Genomic DNA, 16,756 nt, shown 5'->3' on the forward strand with positions numbered 1-16,756 from the left:
GCGGCAGCTCCTACAAGGGATCGCACTCCGATCCTTACATCTAAACCTGGATTATCCCGATGAGCTCTGTGGCGGTTTTCAGCAAAGCCTCACCGTTCGATGCGCTGCAACGCTGGCTACCCAAGTTGGTACTCGCGCCGAGCATGCTGATCGTGTTGGTTGGCTTCTACGGTTACATCATCTGGACGTTCATTCTGTCCTTCACCAACTCCAGCTTCATGCCGAGCTACAAGTGGGTCGGCCTGCAGCAATACATGCGCCTGATGGACAACGACCGTTGGTGGGTCGCGAGCAAGAACCTCGCGCTGTTCGGCGGCATGTTCATCGGCATCAGCCTGGTGCTGGGCGTGTTCCTCGCCGTGCTGCTGGACCAGCGCATTCGCAAGGAAGGCTTCATCCGCACCGTCTACCTGTACCCGATGGCGCTGTCGATGATCGTCACCGGTACCGCGTGGAAATGGCTGCTCAACCCTGGCCTGGGCCTGGACAAGATGCTGCGGGATTGGGGCTGGGAAGGCTTCCGCCTCGACTGGCTGGTGGATCAGGATCGCGTGGTTTACTGCCTGGTGATCGCCGCCGTATGGCAAGCCTCCGGGTTTGTCATGGCGATGTTCCTGGCCGGCCTGCGCGGTGTCGATCAGTCGATCATCCGTGCCGCCCAGGTCGATGGTGCGAGCCTGCCGACCATCTACCTGAAGATCGTCCTGCCGAGCCTGCGCCCGGTGTTCTTCAGTGCCTTCATGATCCTGGCGCACATCGCGATCAAGAGCTTCGACCTGGTCGCGGCGATGACCGCGGGCGGTCCGGGTTACTCCTCCGACCTGCCAGCGATGTTCATGTATTCCTTCACGTTCAGCCGTGGCCAGATGGGCATCGGTTCGGCCAGCGCCATGCTGATGCTCGGCGCGGTGCTGACCATCCTTGTGCCGTACTTGTACTCCGAGCTGCGAGGCAAACGCCATGACTAATCAACTCGGTAAACCAACGCTCAGTTTCAGCCGCATCGCGATCTACGCCACCTTGCTATTGGCAGCGGCGGTGTACCTGATCCCGTTGGTGGTGATGCTGCTGACCAGTTTCAAATCCCCTGAAGACATCCGCACCGGCAACCTGTTGAGCTGGCCGACCGTGATCGACGGCATCGGCTGGATCAAGGCCTGGGACGTGGTCGGCGGCTACTTCTGGAACTCGGTGAAGATCACCGTGCCGGCGGTACTGATTTCCACGTTTATTGGTGCGATGAACGGCTACGTGCTGTCGATGTGGCGCTTCCGTGGTTCGCAACTGTTCTTCGGCCTGTTGCTGTTCGGCTGCTTCCTGCCGTTCCAGACCGTGCTGTTGCCAGCCTCGTTCACCCTCGGCAAGTTCGGCCTGGCCAACACCACCTCCGGCCTGGTGCTGGTGCACGTGGTCTACGGCCTGGCGTTCACCACGCTGTTCTTTCGCAACTACTACGTGAGCATTCCGGATGCGCTGGTCAAAGCGGCGCGGCTCGATGGCGCGGGCTTCTTCACGATCTTCCTGAAAATCCTGCTGCCGATGTCGATCCCGATCGTGATGGTCTGCCTGATCTGGCAGTTCACCCAGATCTGGAATGACTTCCTGTTCGGCGTGGTCTTCGCCAGTGGCGATGCCCAGCCAATTACCGTGGCCCTGAACAACCTGGTCAACACCAGCACCGGGGCCAAGGAATACAACGTTGATATGGCCGCCGCGATGATCGCCGGGCTGCCGACACTGCTGGTCTACATATTCGCTGGCAAGTATTTCCTGCGTGGGCTGACGTCCGGCGCGGTCAAGGGGTAGAACATGGCAACTCTCGAATTACGCAACGTCAACAAGACCTACGGCGCCGGTTTGCCGGACACCCTGAAAAACATCGAACTGAAAATCGATGACGGGGAATTCCTGATCCTGGTCGGCCCGTCGGGCTGCGGCAAGTCGACCTTGATGAACTGCATCGCCGGCCTGGAAACCATCAGCGGCGGCGCGATCCTGGTGGACGACGCCGACATCAGCGGCATGAGCCCCAAGGATCGCGACATCGCCATGGTGTTCCAGTCCTACGCGCTGTATCCGACCATGAGCGTGCGCGACAACATCGCGTTCGGCCTGAAGATCCGCAAAATGCCCACCGCCGAAATCGACGAAGAAGTCGCTCGGGTTTCCAAGCTGTTGCAGATCGAACACCTGCTCAGCCGCAAACCCGGCCAACTCTCCGGTGGACAGCAACAGCGTGTGGCGATGGGCCGTGCACTGGCGCGGCGGCCGAAGATTTATCTGTTCGACGAACCGCTGTCCAACCTCGACGCCAAGCTGCGGGTCGAGATGCGCACCGAAATGAAACTGATGCACCAGCGCCTGAAAACCACCACGGTCTACGTGACCCACGACCAGATCGAAGCCATGACCCTGGGCGACAAAGTGGCGGTGATGAAGGACGGAATCATCCAGCAGTTCGGCACGCCGAAAGACATCTACAACAACCCGGCCAACCTGTTCGTGGCGAGCTTCATCGGTTCGCCGCCGATGAACTTCATCCCGCTGCGCCTGCAGCGCAAGGACGGTCGACTGCTGGCGCTGCTCGACAGCGGTCAGGCCCGTTGCGAGTTGCCTTTGGGCATGCAGGACGCCGGTCTCGAAGACCGCGAAGTGATCCTCGGCATGCGCCCTGAGCAGATCATCCTGGCCAACGGCGAAGCGAACGGTTTGCCGACCATTCGTGCCGAAGTCCAGGTCACCGAACCGACCGGTCCCGACACCCTGGTCTTCGTCAACCTCAACGACACCAAGGTCTGCTGCCGCCTGGCGCCGGACGTGGCGCCTGCCGTGGGCGAGACCCTAACCCTGCAATTCGACCCGGCGAAAGTGCTGCTGTTCGATGCCAAGAGCGGGGAGCGGCTGGGGGTTGCCGGCGTGCCGAAAGCCGAGGCGCATGCTGACAACGTGGCCCAATTCAAAGGCCGCTGAAGAACAAAACTGTAGGAGCGAGCTTGCTCGCGATGATCTCAATGGCGCCGCATTTGATCAGAGAGTACGCGTCGTCATTGCGTCCATCGCGAGCAAGCTCGCTCCTACAGGGCAACTGATGTAACCGCGTTAAAGAAGAAAAGTTAATAACAATAAAACGAGGAAGTAGGGATGAAGATGAAGAACAAGGCCCGGTTGATCTGCCAGGTTTCAGCAGCGGCAGCACTGGTTCTGGCCGGCAATGCGATGGCCGATGAAGCGTTCAGCTCCGACTCCAAGTGGATGACGGGCGACTGGGGGGGCGAGCGTACCAAGCTGATCGAGCAAGGCATCGACATCAAGATGGACTACGTCGGTGAAGTCGGCGGCAACCTGCATGGCGGTTTCAACGATGACAAGACCGCGCGCTACGCCGACCAGTTTGGCCTGGGCGCGGCGCTGGACCTGGAGAAACTGTTCGGCTGGGATAACACCCAGGCCAAGATCCAGCTCACCAACCGTAACGGTGAGAACATCTCCAACGACCGTATCGGCGATCCGCGTGCCGGCACCTTGAGTTCCTCGCAGGAAGTCTTCGGTCGTGGCCATATGGTACGTCTGACCCAGTTGTGGATTCAGCACCAGTTCCTCGACAACAAACTGGACGTCAAAGCCGGTTACTTCGGTGAAGGTGAAGACTTCAACACCTTCCCGTGCGAATTCCAGAACCTGGCGTTCTGCGGATCCCAGGTGGGTAACTGGGCCACCAACATCTGGTACAACTGGCCGGTGATGCAGGCGGCGATCCGCGTGAAGTACAACATCAATGACGAGCTCTACGCCCAGATTGGCGCGTACAACCAGAACACGTCGCAACTGGAACACGGTAACGGCTTCAAGCTCAGCGGCAGTGGTACCAATGGCACCGTCCTGCCGGTCGAGCTGGTCTGGTCGCCGAAGGTCAACAACCTGCCGGGCGAATACCGTGTCGGTTACTACAAAAGCACTGCGCCTGCCGACGACGTGCGCGAGGACGACAATGGCCAGGACGCAGCGACCACGGGCAACCCTTTTCGCGTCCACGATAGCAAGCATGGCTACTGGTTCGTCGCGCAGCAGCAACTCACCAGTCACAACGGTGACGCTTCTCGCGGTCTGAACATCGCGGCCAACGCCACTTTCCACGACAAGGACACCAACTTCATCGACAACTACCAGTCGCTGATGTTTGTGTACAAGGGCCCGTTCGACGCGCGTCCGAAGGATGACGTCGGCATCGGTTTCGCCCGTATCCATGTCAACGATGACGTGAAGAAAAACGCCGAGCTGACCAACGCGGCCAATGGTGTTTCGGAATACGACAATCCGCTGTTCTCGCCCATTCGTGAAACCGAATACAACTACGAGATCAACTACGGCTTCCACGTGACCAACTGGCTGACCGTACGCCCCAACCTGCAATACGTCACGCACCCGGGTGGTGTGGATGAAGTCGACAACGCGCTGGTGGCTGGCCTGAAAATTCAGTCGGTGTTCTAACGCGTCTGCGATAAGCTTCTCTCCATGTGCGCATATTTGCGGACAGCCATGGCTGTCCGCTTTTTTTTGCGGGTCGCGCACCCCGGTGACAGTTGATTTCAGGACCGTGGCACATGCTTGAGCATCCGCTACAACGCTTCTTCAAATCCTTGCGCGAGCGCTCCGTGTTTGCGTGGGAGCGCTATCAGATGCGCGATGTGCTGGTGATCGATCATCCGCTGTGTCAGGCGGTGTTCAGTCGTCAAGGCGCGCAGTTGCTGCACTTCCAGCCCAAGGGCCAGAAACCCTGGCTGTGGTGCGCGGCGAAGTGGCCGCAGGTCGGTGCCATTCGCGGTGGCGTGCCGGTGTGTTGGCCGTGGTATGGCCGGCATCCGAGCGAAAACGCCTGGCCGTCCCATGGCTGGGCGCGGTTGCTCGACTGGAAGCTGCTCGACAGCAGCAGTGACGACGACGGCGTGCGATTGCACTGGCAGCTGAAGTTGTGCGACTGGCAGGTGGACTTGCACGCCCACTTGGGTGAGCGCATGGAGCTGCGTCTGAGCACCGAGCATCAGGACGACATGCCGTGCCAGCTGAGCCAGGCTTTGCATGCTTACTGGCGTATTGGCGATGTCAGTGAGATAGCGCTGTCTGGGCTCGAAGGCGCGCAGGGTTACGACCAGTTGAGCCGGCAGGTTTGTCAGCAGGAAGGCGAATTACGGGTGGACGGCGGATGCCAGCGGGTGTTCCAGCATGACGGTGAATTGCAGCTCAATGACCACGCCTGGCAGCGGGCTTTGTGCATCGATACGGGGGATACGGCCGACACGGTGGTGTGGCATCCCGGCTCGCGGCCGTTGCTCGGCGTGACCTGGAACGAGATATCCGAATTTGTCTGTGTCGAAGCGGCGAGCGGCGGCACGGACAGCCTGTGCCTTGCGCCTGGGGAGCGGGCGCATTTGAGTTTACAGGCGCGGGTGGGGGGGTAGTTCGATTTCGATGTTGTCTGGACTGGCGCCATCGCGAGCGAGCTCGCTCCCACATTGGATCTTCGGTGAACACAAGTTTAATGTTCAAACCAAATCCCCTGTGGGAGCGAGCTTGCTCGCGATGAGGCCGGATCAGTCAGCGCAAATATTGGATCAATTGAACTCGTCGCCCACCGGATACCGGCTGGCATTCAAGCTCTCCTTGATCTTGCGCAAATGCGGCTGGAAATCCACACCCCGGCGCAACGTCATGCCGGTGGCGAGCACGTCCAGCACGGTCAGCTGGATGATCCGCGACGTCATCGGCATGTAGATGTCGGTGTCTTCCGGCAGCGGAATGTTCAGGCTCAGGGTGCTGGCCTTGGCCAGTGGCGAGTTCTCGGCGGTCAGGCCAAGCACCGAGGCGCCGTTTTCCCGGGCGATGCGCGCCACTTCCACCAGTTCGCGGGTGCGACCGGTGTAGGAAATGATCACGAACAACTCGCCGGTGTGGGCCACCGAGGCAATCATGCGCTGCATCAGCACATCCGCGTGGGCCGTGACGGCGAGGTTGAAGCGGAAGAACTTGTGCTGCGCATCCAGTGCCACCGGGGCCGAGGCGCCGAGGCCGAAGAAGTGGATCTGCCGCGCCTGGATCAGCAGGTCGACGGCGCGGCTGATCAGGTTCGGGTCGAGTGCCTGGCAAGCGCTGTCCAGCGAGGCGATGGCGCTGCCGAAGATCTTCTGGGTGTAGGCCTCCGGATTGTCATCGGCCTCCACCGCACGGCTGACATAGGCGGCGCCACTGGCCAGGCTCTGGGCCAGTTGCAGTTTGAGCTCAGGGTAGCCGCTGACGCCGAACGAACGGCAGAAACGGTTGACCGTCGGTTCGCTGACCGAAGCGGCCTGGGCGAGGGCGGCGATGCTGAAGCGGGTGGCCTGCTGCGGGTTGAGCAGAATCACCTCGGCGACTTTGCGTTCGGCCTTGTTCAGCTCTTCAAGGCGATTCTGGATTTGCTCCAGTAAATTTCGCACGCGGTCCATATAAGTATCCTTGATTCACCGGCACCGATAAGCGCGCGGTTAATGCAAAAAGGGCCTTTGGTGAGGCCCATCACGGTGGCCTATCCTACTGATGGCTCCGACCGACCACCACTCGGAATCTGTATTTTGCGAAAATGTTGTGGTTATTACTACATTTTCCCTTGAGTGATGCCTTGAAAAAAGGTATTTGTAGCTTAACTTGATAAAAGAACAAACATCATGCTCTCGATTACGGTTGAACCGTGCACCTTTACCTTGTTCGGCGCCTTGGGCGATCTGGCCTTGCGCAAGCTGTTTCCTGCCCTTTATCAACTCGACGGCGCAGGCCTCTTGCACGAGGACACGCGCATCATCGCGCTGGCCCGTGAGGCTGGCAGCGAGCAGGAACACCTGACGTTCATCGCCTCCGAGCTACGCCGTTATGTCGGCGCCAAAGAGCTGGACGAAGCCGTAGTCGAGCGTTTTCTGGCGCGCCTGAGCTACCTGCACGTCGACTTCCTCAAGCCCGAGGATTATGTGACCCTGGCCGAAGTCGCCGGCACCGCACAGCGAGTCATTGCCTACTTTGCGACCCCGGCCGCCGTGTATGGCGCGATTTGCGAGAACCTGGCCAAGGTCGGTCTGGCAGAAAACACCCGCGTGGTGCTGGAAAAACCCATCGGTTCGGACCTGGAATCCTCGCGCAAGGTCAACGACGCGGTGGCGCAGTTCTTCCCGGAGAACCGCACCTACCGCATCGACCATTATCTGGGCAAGGAAACCGTCCAGAACCTGATCGCCCTGCGTTTCGCCAACAGCCTGTTCGAAACCCAGTGGAACCAGAATTACATTTCCCACGTGGAAATCACCGTGGCCGAGAAGGTCGGCATCGAAGGCCGCTGGGGTTACTTCGACAAGGCCGGCCAGCTGCGGGACATGATCCAGAATCACCTGCTGCAACTGCTCTGCCTGATCGCCATGGACCCGCCGGCCGACCTGTCCGCCGACAGCATTCGCGACGAGAAAGTCAAAGTGCTCAAGGCCCTGGCGCCGATCAGCCCGGAAGGCCTGACCACTCAAGTGGTGCGCGGCCAGTACATCGCCGGCTACAGCGAAGGCAAAGCGGTGCCGGGGTACTTGGAAGAACCCAATTCCAACACCCAGAGCGATACCGAAACCTTCGTCGCCCTGCGTGCCGACATCCGCAACTGGCGCTGGGCCGGCGTGCCGTTTTACCTGCGTACCGGCAAGCGCATGCCGCAGAAGCTGTCGCAGATCGTCATCCACTTCAAGGAACCGTCGCACTACATCTTCGCCCCCGAGCAGCGCCTGCAAATCAGCAACAAGCTGATTATCCGCCTGCAGCCGGACGAAGGCATTTCCTTGCGTGTCATGACCAAAGATCAAGGCCTGGACAAAGGCATGCAGCTGCGCAGCGGTCCGTTGCAGCTGAATTTTTCCGACACCTGGAGCAGCGCACGGATTCCCGATGCCTACGAGCGGTTGTTGCTGGAAGTAATGCGCGGCAATCAGAACCTGTTTGTCCGTAAAGATGAAATCGAAGCCGCGTGGAAGTGGTGTGACCAGTTGATCGCCGGGTGGAAAAAATCCGGTGATGCGCCCAAGCCGTACGCGGCCGGGTCCTGGGGGCCGATGAGCTCCATTGCTCTGATCACGCGGGACGGGAGGTCGTGGTATGGCGATATCTGATTTGAAACTGCCGCAGGGCGTCAGCGCCCATGCATACAAGAGCCCGGTGCTGCTGGCTGAAAGCCTGGCACTGAACGTGGCGAAACAACTGAGCGACGCGATCGAAGCCCAGGGCGCTGCGACCCTGGTGGTTTCCGGTGGCCGCAGCCCGGTGGCGTTTTTCCAGCACCTGGCCAAGCAGACGCTGGACTGGTCGAACGTGGTGGTCAGCCTGGCCGACGAGCGCTGGGTGCCGGTGGAACACGCCGACAGCAACGCCGGTCTGATCAAGCGTTACCTGCTGCAAGGCCCGGCGGCCAAGGCGCAATTCCTGAGCCTGTACAGCGCCAGCGCCAACCTGGAACAGGCGGCCGAGCAGGCCGACCGTTTGTTGTCCGAGTTGCCGGTGATCGACGTGCTGATCCTCGGCATGGGCGATGACGGCCACACCGCGTCGCTGTTCCCCAACAGCCCGAACCTTGCCGAGGCATTGCAGGCCGATGGCGTCCGTCGCTGCTGGCCGATGCTGGCGCCGACCGTGCCGCATCAGCGCCTGACCATGAGCCGGGCGCTGCTGGCCTCGGCCAAGCATAAGGTTCTATCGATTTCCGGTCAGTCCAAGCTGACCACCCTGAGTACCGCACTGGCCGGTGACGATGTCGCCGCACTGCCGATTCGCGCGTTTCTGCAACCCACGTTAGAGATTTACTGGTGCCCATGAGCCAAGGAACAGCCGCTATGACAAACCCATCCCCGACCGTTTCCATGGCGGACAAAGTTGCCCTGATCGACAGCATCTGCGCGAAAGCGCGGATTCTGCCGGTGATCACCATCGCCCGCGAGCAAGACGTTCTGCCGCTGGCCGACGCCCTGGCAGCCGGTGGCCTGACGGCCCTGGAAGTGACCTTGCGTTCGCAATTCGGCCTCAAGGCCATCCAGATTCTGCGCGAGCAGCGTCCGGAACTGGTGACCGGTGCCGGCACCGTGCTCGATCGCCACATGCTGGCGGCGGCGGAAGCGGCCGGCTCGCAATTCATCGTCACGCCGGGTATCACCCGCGACCTGCTGGAAGCCAGCGTCGCCAGCCCGATTCCACTGTTGCCGGGCATCAGCAATGCCTCGGGCATCATGGAAGGCTACGGTCTGGGGTATCGTCGCTTCAAGCTGTTCCCGGCCGAAGTCAGCGGCGGCGTTGCAGCCATCAAGGCTTTGGGCGGTCCGTTCGGCGAAGTGAAATTCTGCCCGACCGGCGGCGTGGGACCTGCCAATATCAAGAGCTACATGGCGTTGAAAAACGTCATGTGCGTGGGCGGTAGCTGGATGCTTGATCCGGAGTGGATCAAGAACGGCGACTGGGCCCGCATTCAGGAATGCACCGCCGAGGCCTTGGCGCTGCTGGACTGATCGCTTCACCCTACACCTCGTTGTGTGTTCTACGGCTTTACGGTGCGCTTGGTCGGTGCACCGTTTTTTTTTGCCCGCGAAAAATTGAGGCAATTAATACCTGTAGGAGCGAGCTCGCTCGCGATGGTCGTGAACGATAACGCGGGAACCCGATAGCCAGCGGTGCCTGGAAGTTTTTCGCGAGCGAGCTCGCTCCTGCAGGTCAGCACAATTGCGCCAGCGCCGTGGTCAGCCGCGTCATGTGCTCGGCGGTGGTGGTCAGCCCCGGGGTGATGCGGATGCACGGGCCGCACGCCGCGCCAGTGCGTACCACGGTGAACAGGTTGTAGTCCTTGAGCAGCCGCTCGACCATCGCCTGCTGATCGGTCTGTGCGATGAAACGCATGGACGTGATGCCGCAGTACAGTCGCGGGTCGTCCGGGGTCAGGACTTCGATGCCCGGTAGTTCGCGCACGGGGCGGACCCACAGGTTGCGCAGGTAGTTGAGCCGAGAACCCTTGGCCGCCGCGCCGCCCATGGCGTGATGCTCCTCGAGTACCAGCGGCAAGGTCAGCAACGCCGGAATGTTCGGTGTGCTGTACGGCATACGGGCACGAATGTCAGTGACCGGAAAATGCATCTCGCCCATGTCCGGGTCGATGTCGGCCAGGTGTTCGGGTGCAATGTAGATAAAGCCGAGCGTCAGCGGTGCACCGATCCACTTGTGCAGGTTGTAGCCGGCGAAGGCGATACCGAACTCGGCCAGGTCGAATTCGAACTGACCGAGGGCATGGGCACCGTCGAGGATGACGTCGATGCCGTGTTCCTTTGCCGCGGCTGCAATCGCCTGCACCGGCATCACCAGACCCGTGCGATGGGTGACGTGGGTCAGGGCCATCAGCTTCAGCCGTGGGTGCCGCGCGAAGGTTTCGCGGTAGGTATTGAGCAGGCTGTCGAAGGTTGCGGGGTGGGTGTGTTCGATCTCGATCACTTCAACACCGCGATTACGCGCCAGCCAGCGCATGGCGCCTTTGACCGTGTCGTATTCCAGATCGCAAACCAGTACCTGATCGCCGGGCTGGAGCCGGTTGTAGTTGCGGATCAGCGACTGCAAACCTTCCGACGCGTTGCGGGTCAGGGCGATGCTGTCGGCGGGTACGCCTATCAACCGGGCCAGTTGCGCGCGGATCTTCAGGCTGTCGCCCTGTTCGAAGCGCTGGCGCACATAGACCGAATTGCTGCGGTTGATCAGCTCGATGTTGCGCTGGTATTCCTCGACCACCGTGCGCGACATGCGTCCAAAGTAACCGTTCTCCAGGTTGAGCGGGCCGGGTTCGACATCGTAGCGGTCGGCAAAGGTTTGCCAGAAGGCTTCATCACGGGCGCGGCGGGTGTTGTCGGGCATGGGCTACTCGGTAGGTGTTCAGTGGCGCGGGGCCGGTTTGCCGTGTTTGGCGCGCAGCGGTTCGAGCAAGTCCGACAAACCGTTGTGATCGATTTCCTGCATCAGGGCCAGCAGGCCGCCCAACTCGCCATGGGGGAAACCCTCCCGGGCGAACCAGTTCAGGTAAGGGCCGGGCAGGTCGGCAATGATTCGGCCCTTGTACTTGCCGAAGGGCATTTCGCGGGTGATCAGCAGTTCGAGCTTTTCAGGATTCATCGATCGGTCGTCTTGATTTGGTCAGTCTGGAAAATACAGGCATTCCGACAAGCCCCCCTCGCCACAGAGGGTTAGCCGATGCTGATCGCCGGCAGCGTGGTCAAGGTCACGCTCTGTTGTTTGCGTGGTGCGAGGATTTCCGCCTCGCCATCCACCACCAGTTCATCGCGCTGGTTGAACACGCGCGTGGCAATGCGTACGCGAAATTTCGGCAGTTTTTCCAGGATTTCCAGGCGCACGGTCAGGGTGTCGCCGATCTTTACCGGTTTCTGAAAGCTCATTTGCTGGCCGATGTAGATGGTCCCCGGTCCAGGCAATTCGCAGGCGACCGCTGCGCTGATCAACGCGCCGCTGAACATGCCGTGGGCGATGCGCTCCTTGAACATGGTGCTGGCGGCGTAGTCGGCATCCAGGTGCACCGGGTTGTGATCGCCGGACATCGCGGCGAACAACTGGATGTCGCGCTCTTCGACGGTCTTGCTGAAACTGGCGGTCTGGCCGACTTCGAGGGCTTCGTAAGGGGTGTTGGTAACCTGGGTCATCTGTCTCGATTCCTGTGACGAATAAGAAAATTCACAAAACGTTATTCGGATCGGTGCGGCCGAGGAGTGCTCAAGGCCTGTGCGATCCAGTTCAGCACATCGGCGATGATTTCATCGCGGTTGCTCTCATTGAACAGTTCGTGCCGCGCCTGCGGGTAAACGGTCAGTTGCAGGTGCTGGCTGCCGGCCGCCCGCAACGCGTCGGCAAGATCCTTGAGACGTTTGCCTTCGCTCACCGGATCACATTCACCGCCAATCACCAGCAACGGCAGGCCCGGGTCGATCTGGGCGAGATTGGACGCTTTGCTGATTTGCTGCAAGCCACCGAGCAAATCGATCCACAGTTGATTGGTGCAGCGAAAACCACAGAGCGGGTCGTTGACGTACAGATCGACCTGCGCCGGATCACGGCTGAGCCAGTCGAACGGCGTGCGTGCCGGTGTGAATTTGTTGTTGAACGAGCCGAACGACAGCCATTCGATCAAGGCGCTGCGGCCTTTGCGGCCCTGGCGCAGGCGTTCGAAACGGGCGATTTGCCGTGCCGCGCGATAAAGCGCCACAGGCTGGAAGTTCGAGCCGCTGAGGATTGCCCCGTGCAGGCTGGCACTGTGGTGCAGCAGATAGGCCTGGGCGATGTAACTGCCCATGCTGTGACCGAGCAGCACGATCGGGACGCCAGGGTACTGCTGGCCGATGTGCTGGTTGAGGCAGGCCAGGTCGCTCACGACCTTGCACCAGCCATCGTCATCGGCGAAATGTCCGAGCGTCCCGTTTTCGGCAGTTTTGCCATGTCCACGCACGTCCGGCGCGCACACGCCATAGCCCTGATCACAGAGCTTTTGCGCAAGGGGGCCGTAGCGACCGCTGTGTTCGGCCATGCCGTGGGCCAGCAGAATCATTGCCTTGAGGCTGCCGTCGGGAAGCCACTGGTTGACGAAGAGGCGGCTGTGGTCGCTCGTGGTCAGCCAGAAAGTGTCATGGATCATGGCGGTTCCTTTGCATGAGGCTGCCTGGTCGCAAACAGCTCGTTGCAGTTTATAGCGCATCCTTGGCTGGGCGTCTGATCAGCCTACGCCACGGCAAGAAGATTCATACGATCAATGACGACTGTGGGCATATTTGCCTGCTACGTCATAACTGCTAGTGTCCGTGAAGCTCCGCTTTTTGCATTTTTTTTGAAAAGTGACAGAAAAGTGGCCCCGGATAGATTCAGGTAAAGAGGACAACAACAATGCAACCTGATTTCTGGAATGACAAACGCCCGGCCGGCGTGCCCATGGATATCGATCTGGGAGCCTACAAGTCGGTAATCGAGGTGTTCGAGCGTTCCTGCAAGAAGTTTGCTGATCGCCCGGCGTTCAGCAACATGGGCGTGACCCTGACCTACGCCGAACTGGAACGCCAGAGCGCTGCCTTCGCCGGTTACCTGCAAGCCCACACCGACCTGGTGCCGGGCGACCGCATCGCGGTGCAGATGCCCAACGTCCTGCATTATCCGATTGCCGTGTTCGGTGCCTTGCGCGCCGGGTTGATCGTGGTCAACACCAACCCGCTGTACACCGCGCGGGAAATGCGTCACCAGTTCAAGGATTCCGGTGCCCGGGCACTGGTGTACCTGAATATGTTCGGCCAGAAAGTCCAGGAAGTGCTCCCCGACACCGATATCCAGTACCTGATCGAAGCGAAGATGGGCGACCTGATGCCCACTGCCAAGGGGTGGCTGGTCAACACTGTAGTGAGCAAGGTCAAGAAGATGGTCCCGGACTATTCCTTGCCCCAGGCCATTTCTTTCAAGAGTGCATTGCACATGGGCCGTGGCCTGGGCATCAAGCCGCTGAGCGTCGGCCTCGACGACATCGCCGTGCTGCAATACACCGGCGGCACCACCGGTCTGGCCAAGGGTGCGATGCTGACGCACGGCAATCTGGTGGCGAACATGCAACAGGCGCGGGCCTGTCTCAGCCAGTCGGCCAGCGACGGCCAGCCGCTGTTGCGCGAAGGCCAGGAGGTGATGATCGCGCCGCTGCCGCTGTACCACATCTATGCTTTCACGGCGAACTGCATGTGCATGATGGTGACAGGCAACCACAACGTGCTGATCACCAACCCGCGTGACATCGGCGGCTTCATCAAGGAGCTGAAGAACTGGCGGTTCTCGGCGTTGCTGGGGCTCAACACGCTGTTCGTCGCGCTGATGGATCACCCGGACTTCAAGACCCTGGACTTCTCCAGCCTCAAGCTCACCAACTCCGGCGGTACTGCGCTGGTCAAGGCCACTGCCGAGCGTTGGGAACAACTGACTGGATGTCGCATCACCGAAGGTTACGGACTGACCGAAACTTCGCCGGTTGCCTGCGCCAACCCCTACGGCGATCAATCGCGGATTGGCACGGTCGGCATGCCGGTGCCGGGTACCACGCTGAAAGTCATCAATGATGACGGCGTCGAGCAACCTTTGGGAGAACGCGGCGAGTTGTGCATCAAAGGCCCGCAGATCATGAAGGGCTACTGGCAAAAACCCGATGCCACCGCCGAAGTGCTGGATGCCGAGGGCTGGTTCAAGTCCGGTGATATCGCGGTGATCGACCCGGACGGTTTCGTGCGCATCGTCGATCGCAAGAAGGACATGATCATTGTTTCGGGGTTCAACGTGTACCCGAACGAGATCGAAGACGTGGTGATGGCACACCCGAAAGTCGCCAACTGCGCGGTCATCGGTGTGCCCGACGAGCGGTCGGGGGAGGCGGTGAAGTTGTTCGTGGTGGCCCGTGAAGCAGGGGTCAGCCTTGAAGAGTTGAAGGCTTACTGCAAGGAAAACTTCACGGCGTACAAAGTACCGAAGCACATCGTGCTGCGTGAGTCGCTGCCGATGACGCCGGTGGGCAAGATCCTGCGGCGGGAGTTGCGTGATATCGCGTAGCAGGACATAGAGGCCGGCGCGATTCCAAAAGATCGCAGCCTTCGGCAGCTCCTACAGGGATCGCATATCCTTGCAGGAGCTGCCGAAGGCTGCGATCTTTTGCTTTTAGCCCCGGTTTTAGCGGGCTACAGGGCTTTATAGGTTTTTTGCTCTAAAATGACTGCTTGCAAGTCTTGAGTCACAAGCGTGACCGTAGAGGCCTCTTTTGGCTCTAGTCGACCCTTGGCAAAGCTGCTACTCTCGGCGCGCTTTGTGACTTCTCGGCCTTCTATCAGCCAGATTCACCAATGACCAAACACCAATAATAATCGCATCAAATGCGGTGCTGAATTCGCGTTGCTGAGGAGTGGGCTTCCATGATCGAAGACTTTTGGAAGGATAAGTACCCAGCTGGGATTGCTGTCGACATCAATCCAGACGAGTATCCGAATATTCAGGCAGTGTTGAAGCAATCCTGCCAACGCTTCGCCAACAAGCCGGCATTCAGCAACCTGGGCAAGACACTCACCTACGGTGAACTGTACGAATTGTCCGGTGCGTTTGCCGCTTACCTGCAACAGCATACCGACTTGCAGCCCGGCGATCGAATCGCCGTGCAACTGCCCAATGTGTTGCAGTACCCGGTTGCCGTCTTCGGGGCCATCCGCGCCGGGCTGATCGTGGTCAACACCAACCCGCTGTACACCGCGCGGGAAATGGAACACCAATTCAACGACTCCGGTGCCAAGGCCCTGGTCTGCCTGGCCAACATGGCGCACCTGGCCCAAACCGTGGTGCCGAAAACCGGCGTCAAGCACGTGATCGTCACCGAAGTCGCCGACCTGCTGCCGCCGCTCAAGCGTCTGCTGATCAACAGCGTCATCAAGTATGTGAAGAAGATGGTGCCGGCCTATCACTTGCCCAAGGCCGTCAAGTTCAACGACGTGCTGAGCAAAGGCCTGGGCCAGCCAGTGGCGGAAGCCAACCCGGCCAGCGGTGATGTCGCGGTACTGCAATACACCGGCGGCACCACCGGCGTGGCCAAGGGCGCGATGCTGACCCACCGCAACCTGGTGGCGAACATGCTGCAGTGCAAGGCGCTGATGGGTTCCAACCTCAATGAAGGTTGCGAGATCCTGATCACGCCGCTGCCGCTGTACCACATCTATGCGTTCACCTTTCACTGCATGGCGATGATGCTGGCGGGCAACCACAACATCCTGATCAGCAACCCGCGTGACCTGCCGGCGATGGTCAAGGAATTGTCGAAGTGGAAGTTCAGCGGCTTCGTCGGCCTGAACACGCTGTTCGTGGCCCTGTGCAACAACGAAGGCTTCCGCAAGCTGGATTTCTCCGCGCTGAAAGTCACCTTGTCGGGCGGCATGGCCCTGCAACTGGCGGCGGCCGAACGCTGGAAAGCGGTGACCGGTTGCGCCATCTGCGAAGGCTACGGCATGACCGAAACCAGCCCGGTGGCCACGGTGAACCCGATCCAGCACATCCAGGTCGGCACCATCGGCATTCCGGTGCCGTCGACCCTGTGCAAAGTCATCAACGATGCCGGTGTCGAGCAGCCGCTGGGCGAAATCGGCGAGCTGTGCGTGAAAGGCCCGCAGGTCATGAAAGGCTACTGGCAGCGCCAGGAAGCCACCGATGAAATCCTCGACAGCGAAGGCTGGTTGAAGACCGGTGACATCGCGCTGATCCAGCCCGATGGCTACATGCGCATTGTCGATCGCAAGAAAGACATGATCCTGGTCTCCGGTTTCAACGTGTACCCGAACGAGCTCGAAGACGTGCTGGCGACCCTGCCGGGCGTGCTGCAATGCGCGGCCATCGGTGTACCGGACGAGAAGTCGGGCGAGGCGATCAAGATTTTCATCGTTGCCAAGCCGGGCGTGACCCTGACCAAGGAACAGGTGATGGAGCACATGCGCGCCAACGTCACTGGCTACAAGGTCCCGCGCTCCGTGGAGTTCCGCGATGCACTGCCGACCACCAACGTCGGCAAGATCCTGCGTCGTGAATTGCGCGATGAAGAGCTGAAGAAGATCAACGCGAAGAAAGCCACCGCGTAATCAACAAAAAAGCCCCGCAGATGCGGGGCTTTTTGTATGTATCTGTA

At 60.2% G+C, this 16,756-nt stretch carries 15 protein-coding genes; 10 read left to right on the forward strand and 5 right to left on the reverse strand.

What is annotated here, in order from left to right; genetic code table 11:
- The first annotated feature begins 59 nt into the window (after window positions 1-59).
- The 5 genes from AC1DXW_RS24515 (at window position 60) to AC1DXW_RS24535 (ending at window position 5,456) form a co-directional block, all read left to right on the forward strand.
- Window positions 60-968: a carbohydrate ABC transporter permease gene (locus tag AC1DXW_RS24515; RefSeq protein ID WP_008032969.1), complete on the forward strand. Its 909-nt coding sequence runs from the start codon at window positions 60-62 to the stop codon at window positions 966-968.
- Window positions 961-1,806: a carbohydrate ABC transporter permease gene (locus AC1DXW_RS24520; protein ID WP_477755239.1), complete on the forward strand. Its 846-nt coding sequence runs from the start codon at window positions 961-963 to the stop codon at window positions 1,804-1,806. The genes AC1DXW_RS24515 and AC1DXW_RS24520 overlap by 8 nt, the downstream gene beginning before the upstream one ends.
- Window positions 1,807-1,809: 3 nt before the next feature.
- The gene (locus tag AC1DXW_RS24525; protein ID WP_477755240.1) at window positions 1,810-2,970 is read left to right on the forward strand and encodes an ABC transporter ATP-binding protein; all 1,161 of its coding nucleotides are present in this window, start codon (window positions 1,810-1,812) and stop codon (window positions 2,968-2,970) included.
- A gap of 171 nt (window positions 2,971-3,141) precedes the next feature.
- Window positions 3,142-4,488, forward strand: coding sequence for a carbohydrate porin (locus tag AC1DXW_RS24530; protein WP_477755241.1), 1,347 nt, complete (start codon window positions 3,142-3,144; stop codon window positions 4,486-4,488).
- 113 nt (window positions 4,489-4,601) lie between these two features.
- Entirely contained in the window at window positions 4,602-5,456 is an 855-nt protein-coding gene (locus AC1DXW_RS24535) for a D-hexose-6-phosphate mutarotase (protein WP_477755242.1), read from the forward strand.
- A gap of 153 nt (window positions 5,457-5,609) precedes the next feature.
- On the opposite strand, the gene AC1DXW_RS24540 is transcribed toward AC1DXW_RS24535, so the two are convergent.
- Window positions 5,610-6,470, reverse strand: a complete 861-nt coding sequence (locus AC1DXW_RS24540; RefSeq protein ID WP_170948639.1) for a MurR/RpiR family transcriptional regulator — start codon at window positions 6,468-6,470, stop codon at window positions 5,610-5,612.
- A 228-nt stretch (window positions 6,471-6,698) separates the two neighbouring features.
- Between AC1DXW_RS24540 and zwf the strand changes: the two genes are divergently transcribed.
- From zwf to AC1DXW_RS24555, 3 genes are read left to right on the forward strand one after another with little or no spacing between them, the layout of a single operon-like run.
- Window positions 6,699-8,168, forward strand: a complete 1,470-nt coding sequence (gene zwf / locus AC1DXW_RS24545; RefSeq protein ID WP_477756200.1) for a glucose-6-phosphate dehydrogenase — start codon at window positions 6,699-6,701, stop codon at window positions 8,166-8,168.
- A complete protein-coding gene (pgl, locus tag AC1DXW_RS24550) occupies window positions 8,155-8,868 on the forward strand; it encodes a 6-phosphogluconolactonase (RefSeq protein WP_477756199.1) in 714 nt (237 codons plus the stop codon). Before zwf ends, pgl begins: the two co-directional genes overlap by 14 nt.
- 17 nt (window positions 8,869-8,885) lie before the next feature.
- Window positions 8,886-9,551, forward strand: coding sequence for a bifunctional 4-hydroxy-2-oxoglutarate aldolase/2-dehydro-3-deoxy-phosphogluconate aldolase (locus AC1DXW_RS24555; protein WP_008050561.1), 666 nt, complete (start codon window positions 8,886-8,888; stop codon window positions 9,549-9,551).
- Between the two features lie 202 nt (window positions 9,552-9,753).
- On the opposite strand, the gene AC1DXW_RS24560 is transcribed toward AC1DXW_RS24555, so the two are convergent.
- From AC1DXW_RS24560 to AC1DXW_RS24575, 4 genes are all read right to left on the reverse strand, one after another.
- Window positions 9,754-10,935, reverse strand: a complete 1,182-nt coding sequence (locus AC1DXW_RS24560) for an aminotransferase class V-fold PLP-dependent enzyme (protein WP_477756198.1) — start codon at window positions 10,933-10,935, stop codon at window positions 9,754-9,756.
- A gap of 18 nt (window positions 10,936-10,953) precedes the next feature.
- Entirely contained in the window at window positions 10,954-11,190 is a 237-nt protein-coding gene (locus AC1DXW_RS24565; protein WP_003227425.1) for a DUF3820 family protein, read from the reverse strand.
- A gap of 71 nt (window positions 11,191-11,261) precedes the next feature.
- Window positions 11,262-11,732: a MaoC family dehydratase gene (locus tag AC1DXW_RS24570; protein ID WP_477756913.1), complete on the reverse strand. Its 471-nt coding sequence runs from the start codon at window positions 11,730-11,732 to the stop codon at window positions 11,262-11,264.
- 41 nt (window positions 11,733-11,773) lie between these two features.
- On the reverse strand, window positions 11,774-12,718 hold the full coding sequence (locus tag AC1DXW_RS24575) for a lysophospholipase (protein ID WP_477756911.1): 945 nt from the start codon (window positions 12,716-12,718) through the stop codon (window positions 11,774-11,776).
- A gap of 245 nt (window positions 12,719-12,963) precedes the next feature.
- Here AC1DXW_RS24575 and fadD2 point away from each other — a divergent pair, with 245 nt between their 5' ends.
- Window positions 12,964-14,652, forward strand: a complete 1,689-nt coding sequence (fadD2, locus tag AC1DXW_RS24580; RefSeq protein WP_477760563.1) for a long-chain-fatty-acid--CoA ligase FadD2 — start codon at window positions 12,964-12,966, stop codon at window positions 14,650-14,652.
- Between the two features lie 356 nt (window positions 14,653-15,008).
- Window positions 15,009-16,709: a long-chain-fatty-acid--CoA ligase FadD1 gene (gene fadD1 / locus AC1DXW_RS24585; protein WP_477760564.1), complete on the forward strand. Its 1,701-nt coding sequence runs from the start codon at window positions 15,009-15,011 to the stop codon at window positions 16,707-16,709.
- Window positions 16,710-16,756 lie beyond the last annotated feature (47 nt).

Source organism: Pseudomonas sp. P4_C4, assembly GCF_056402055.1.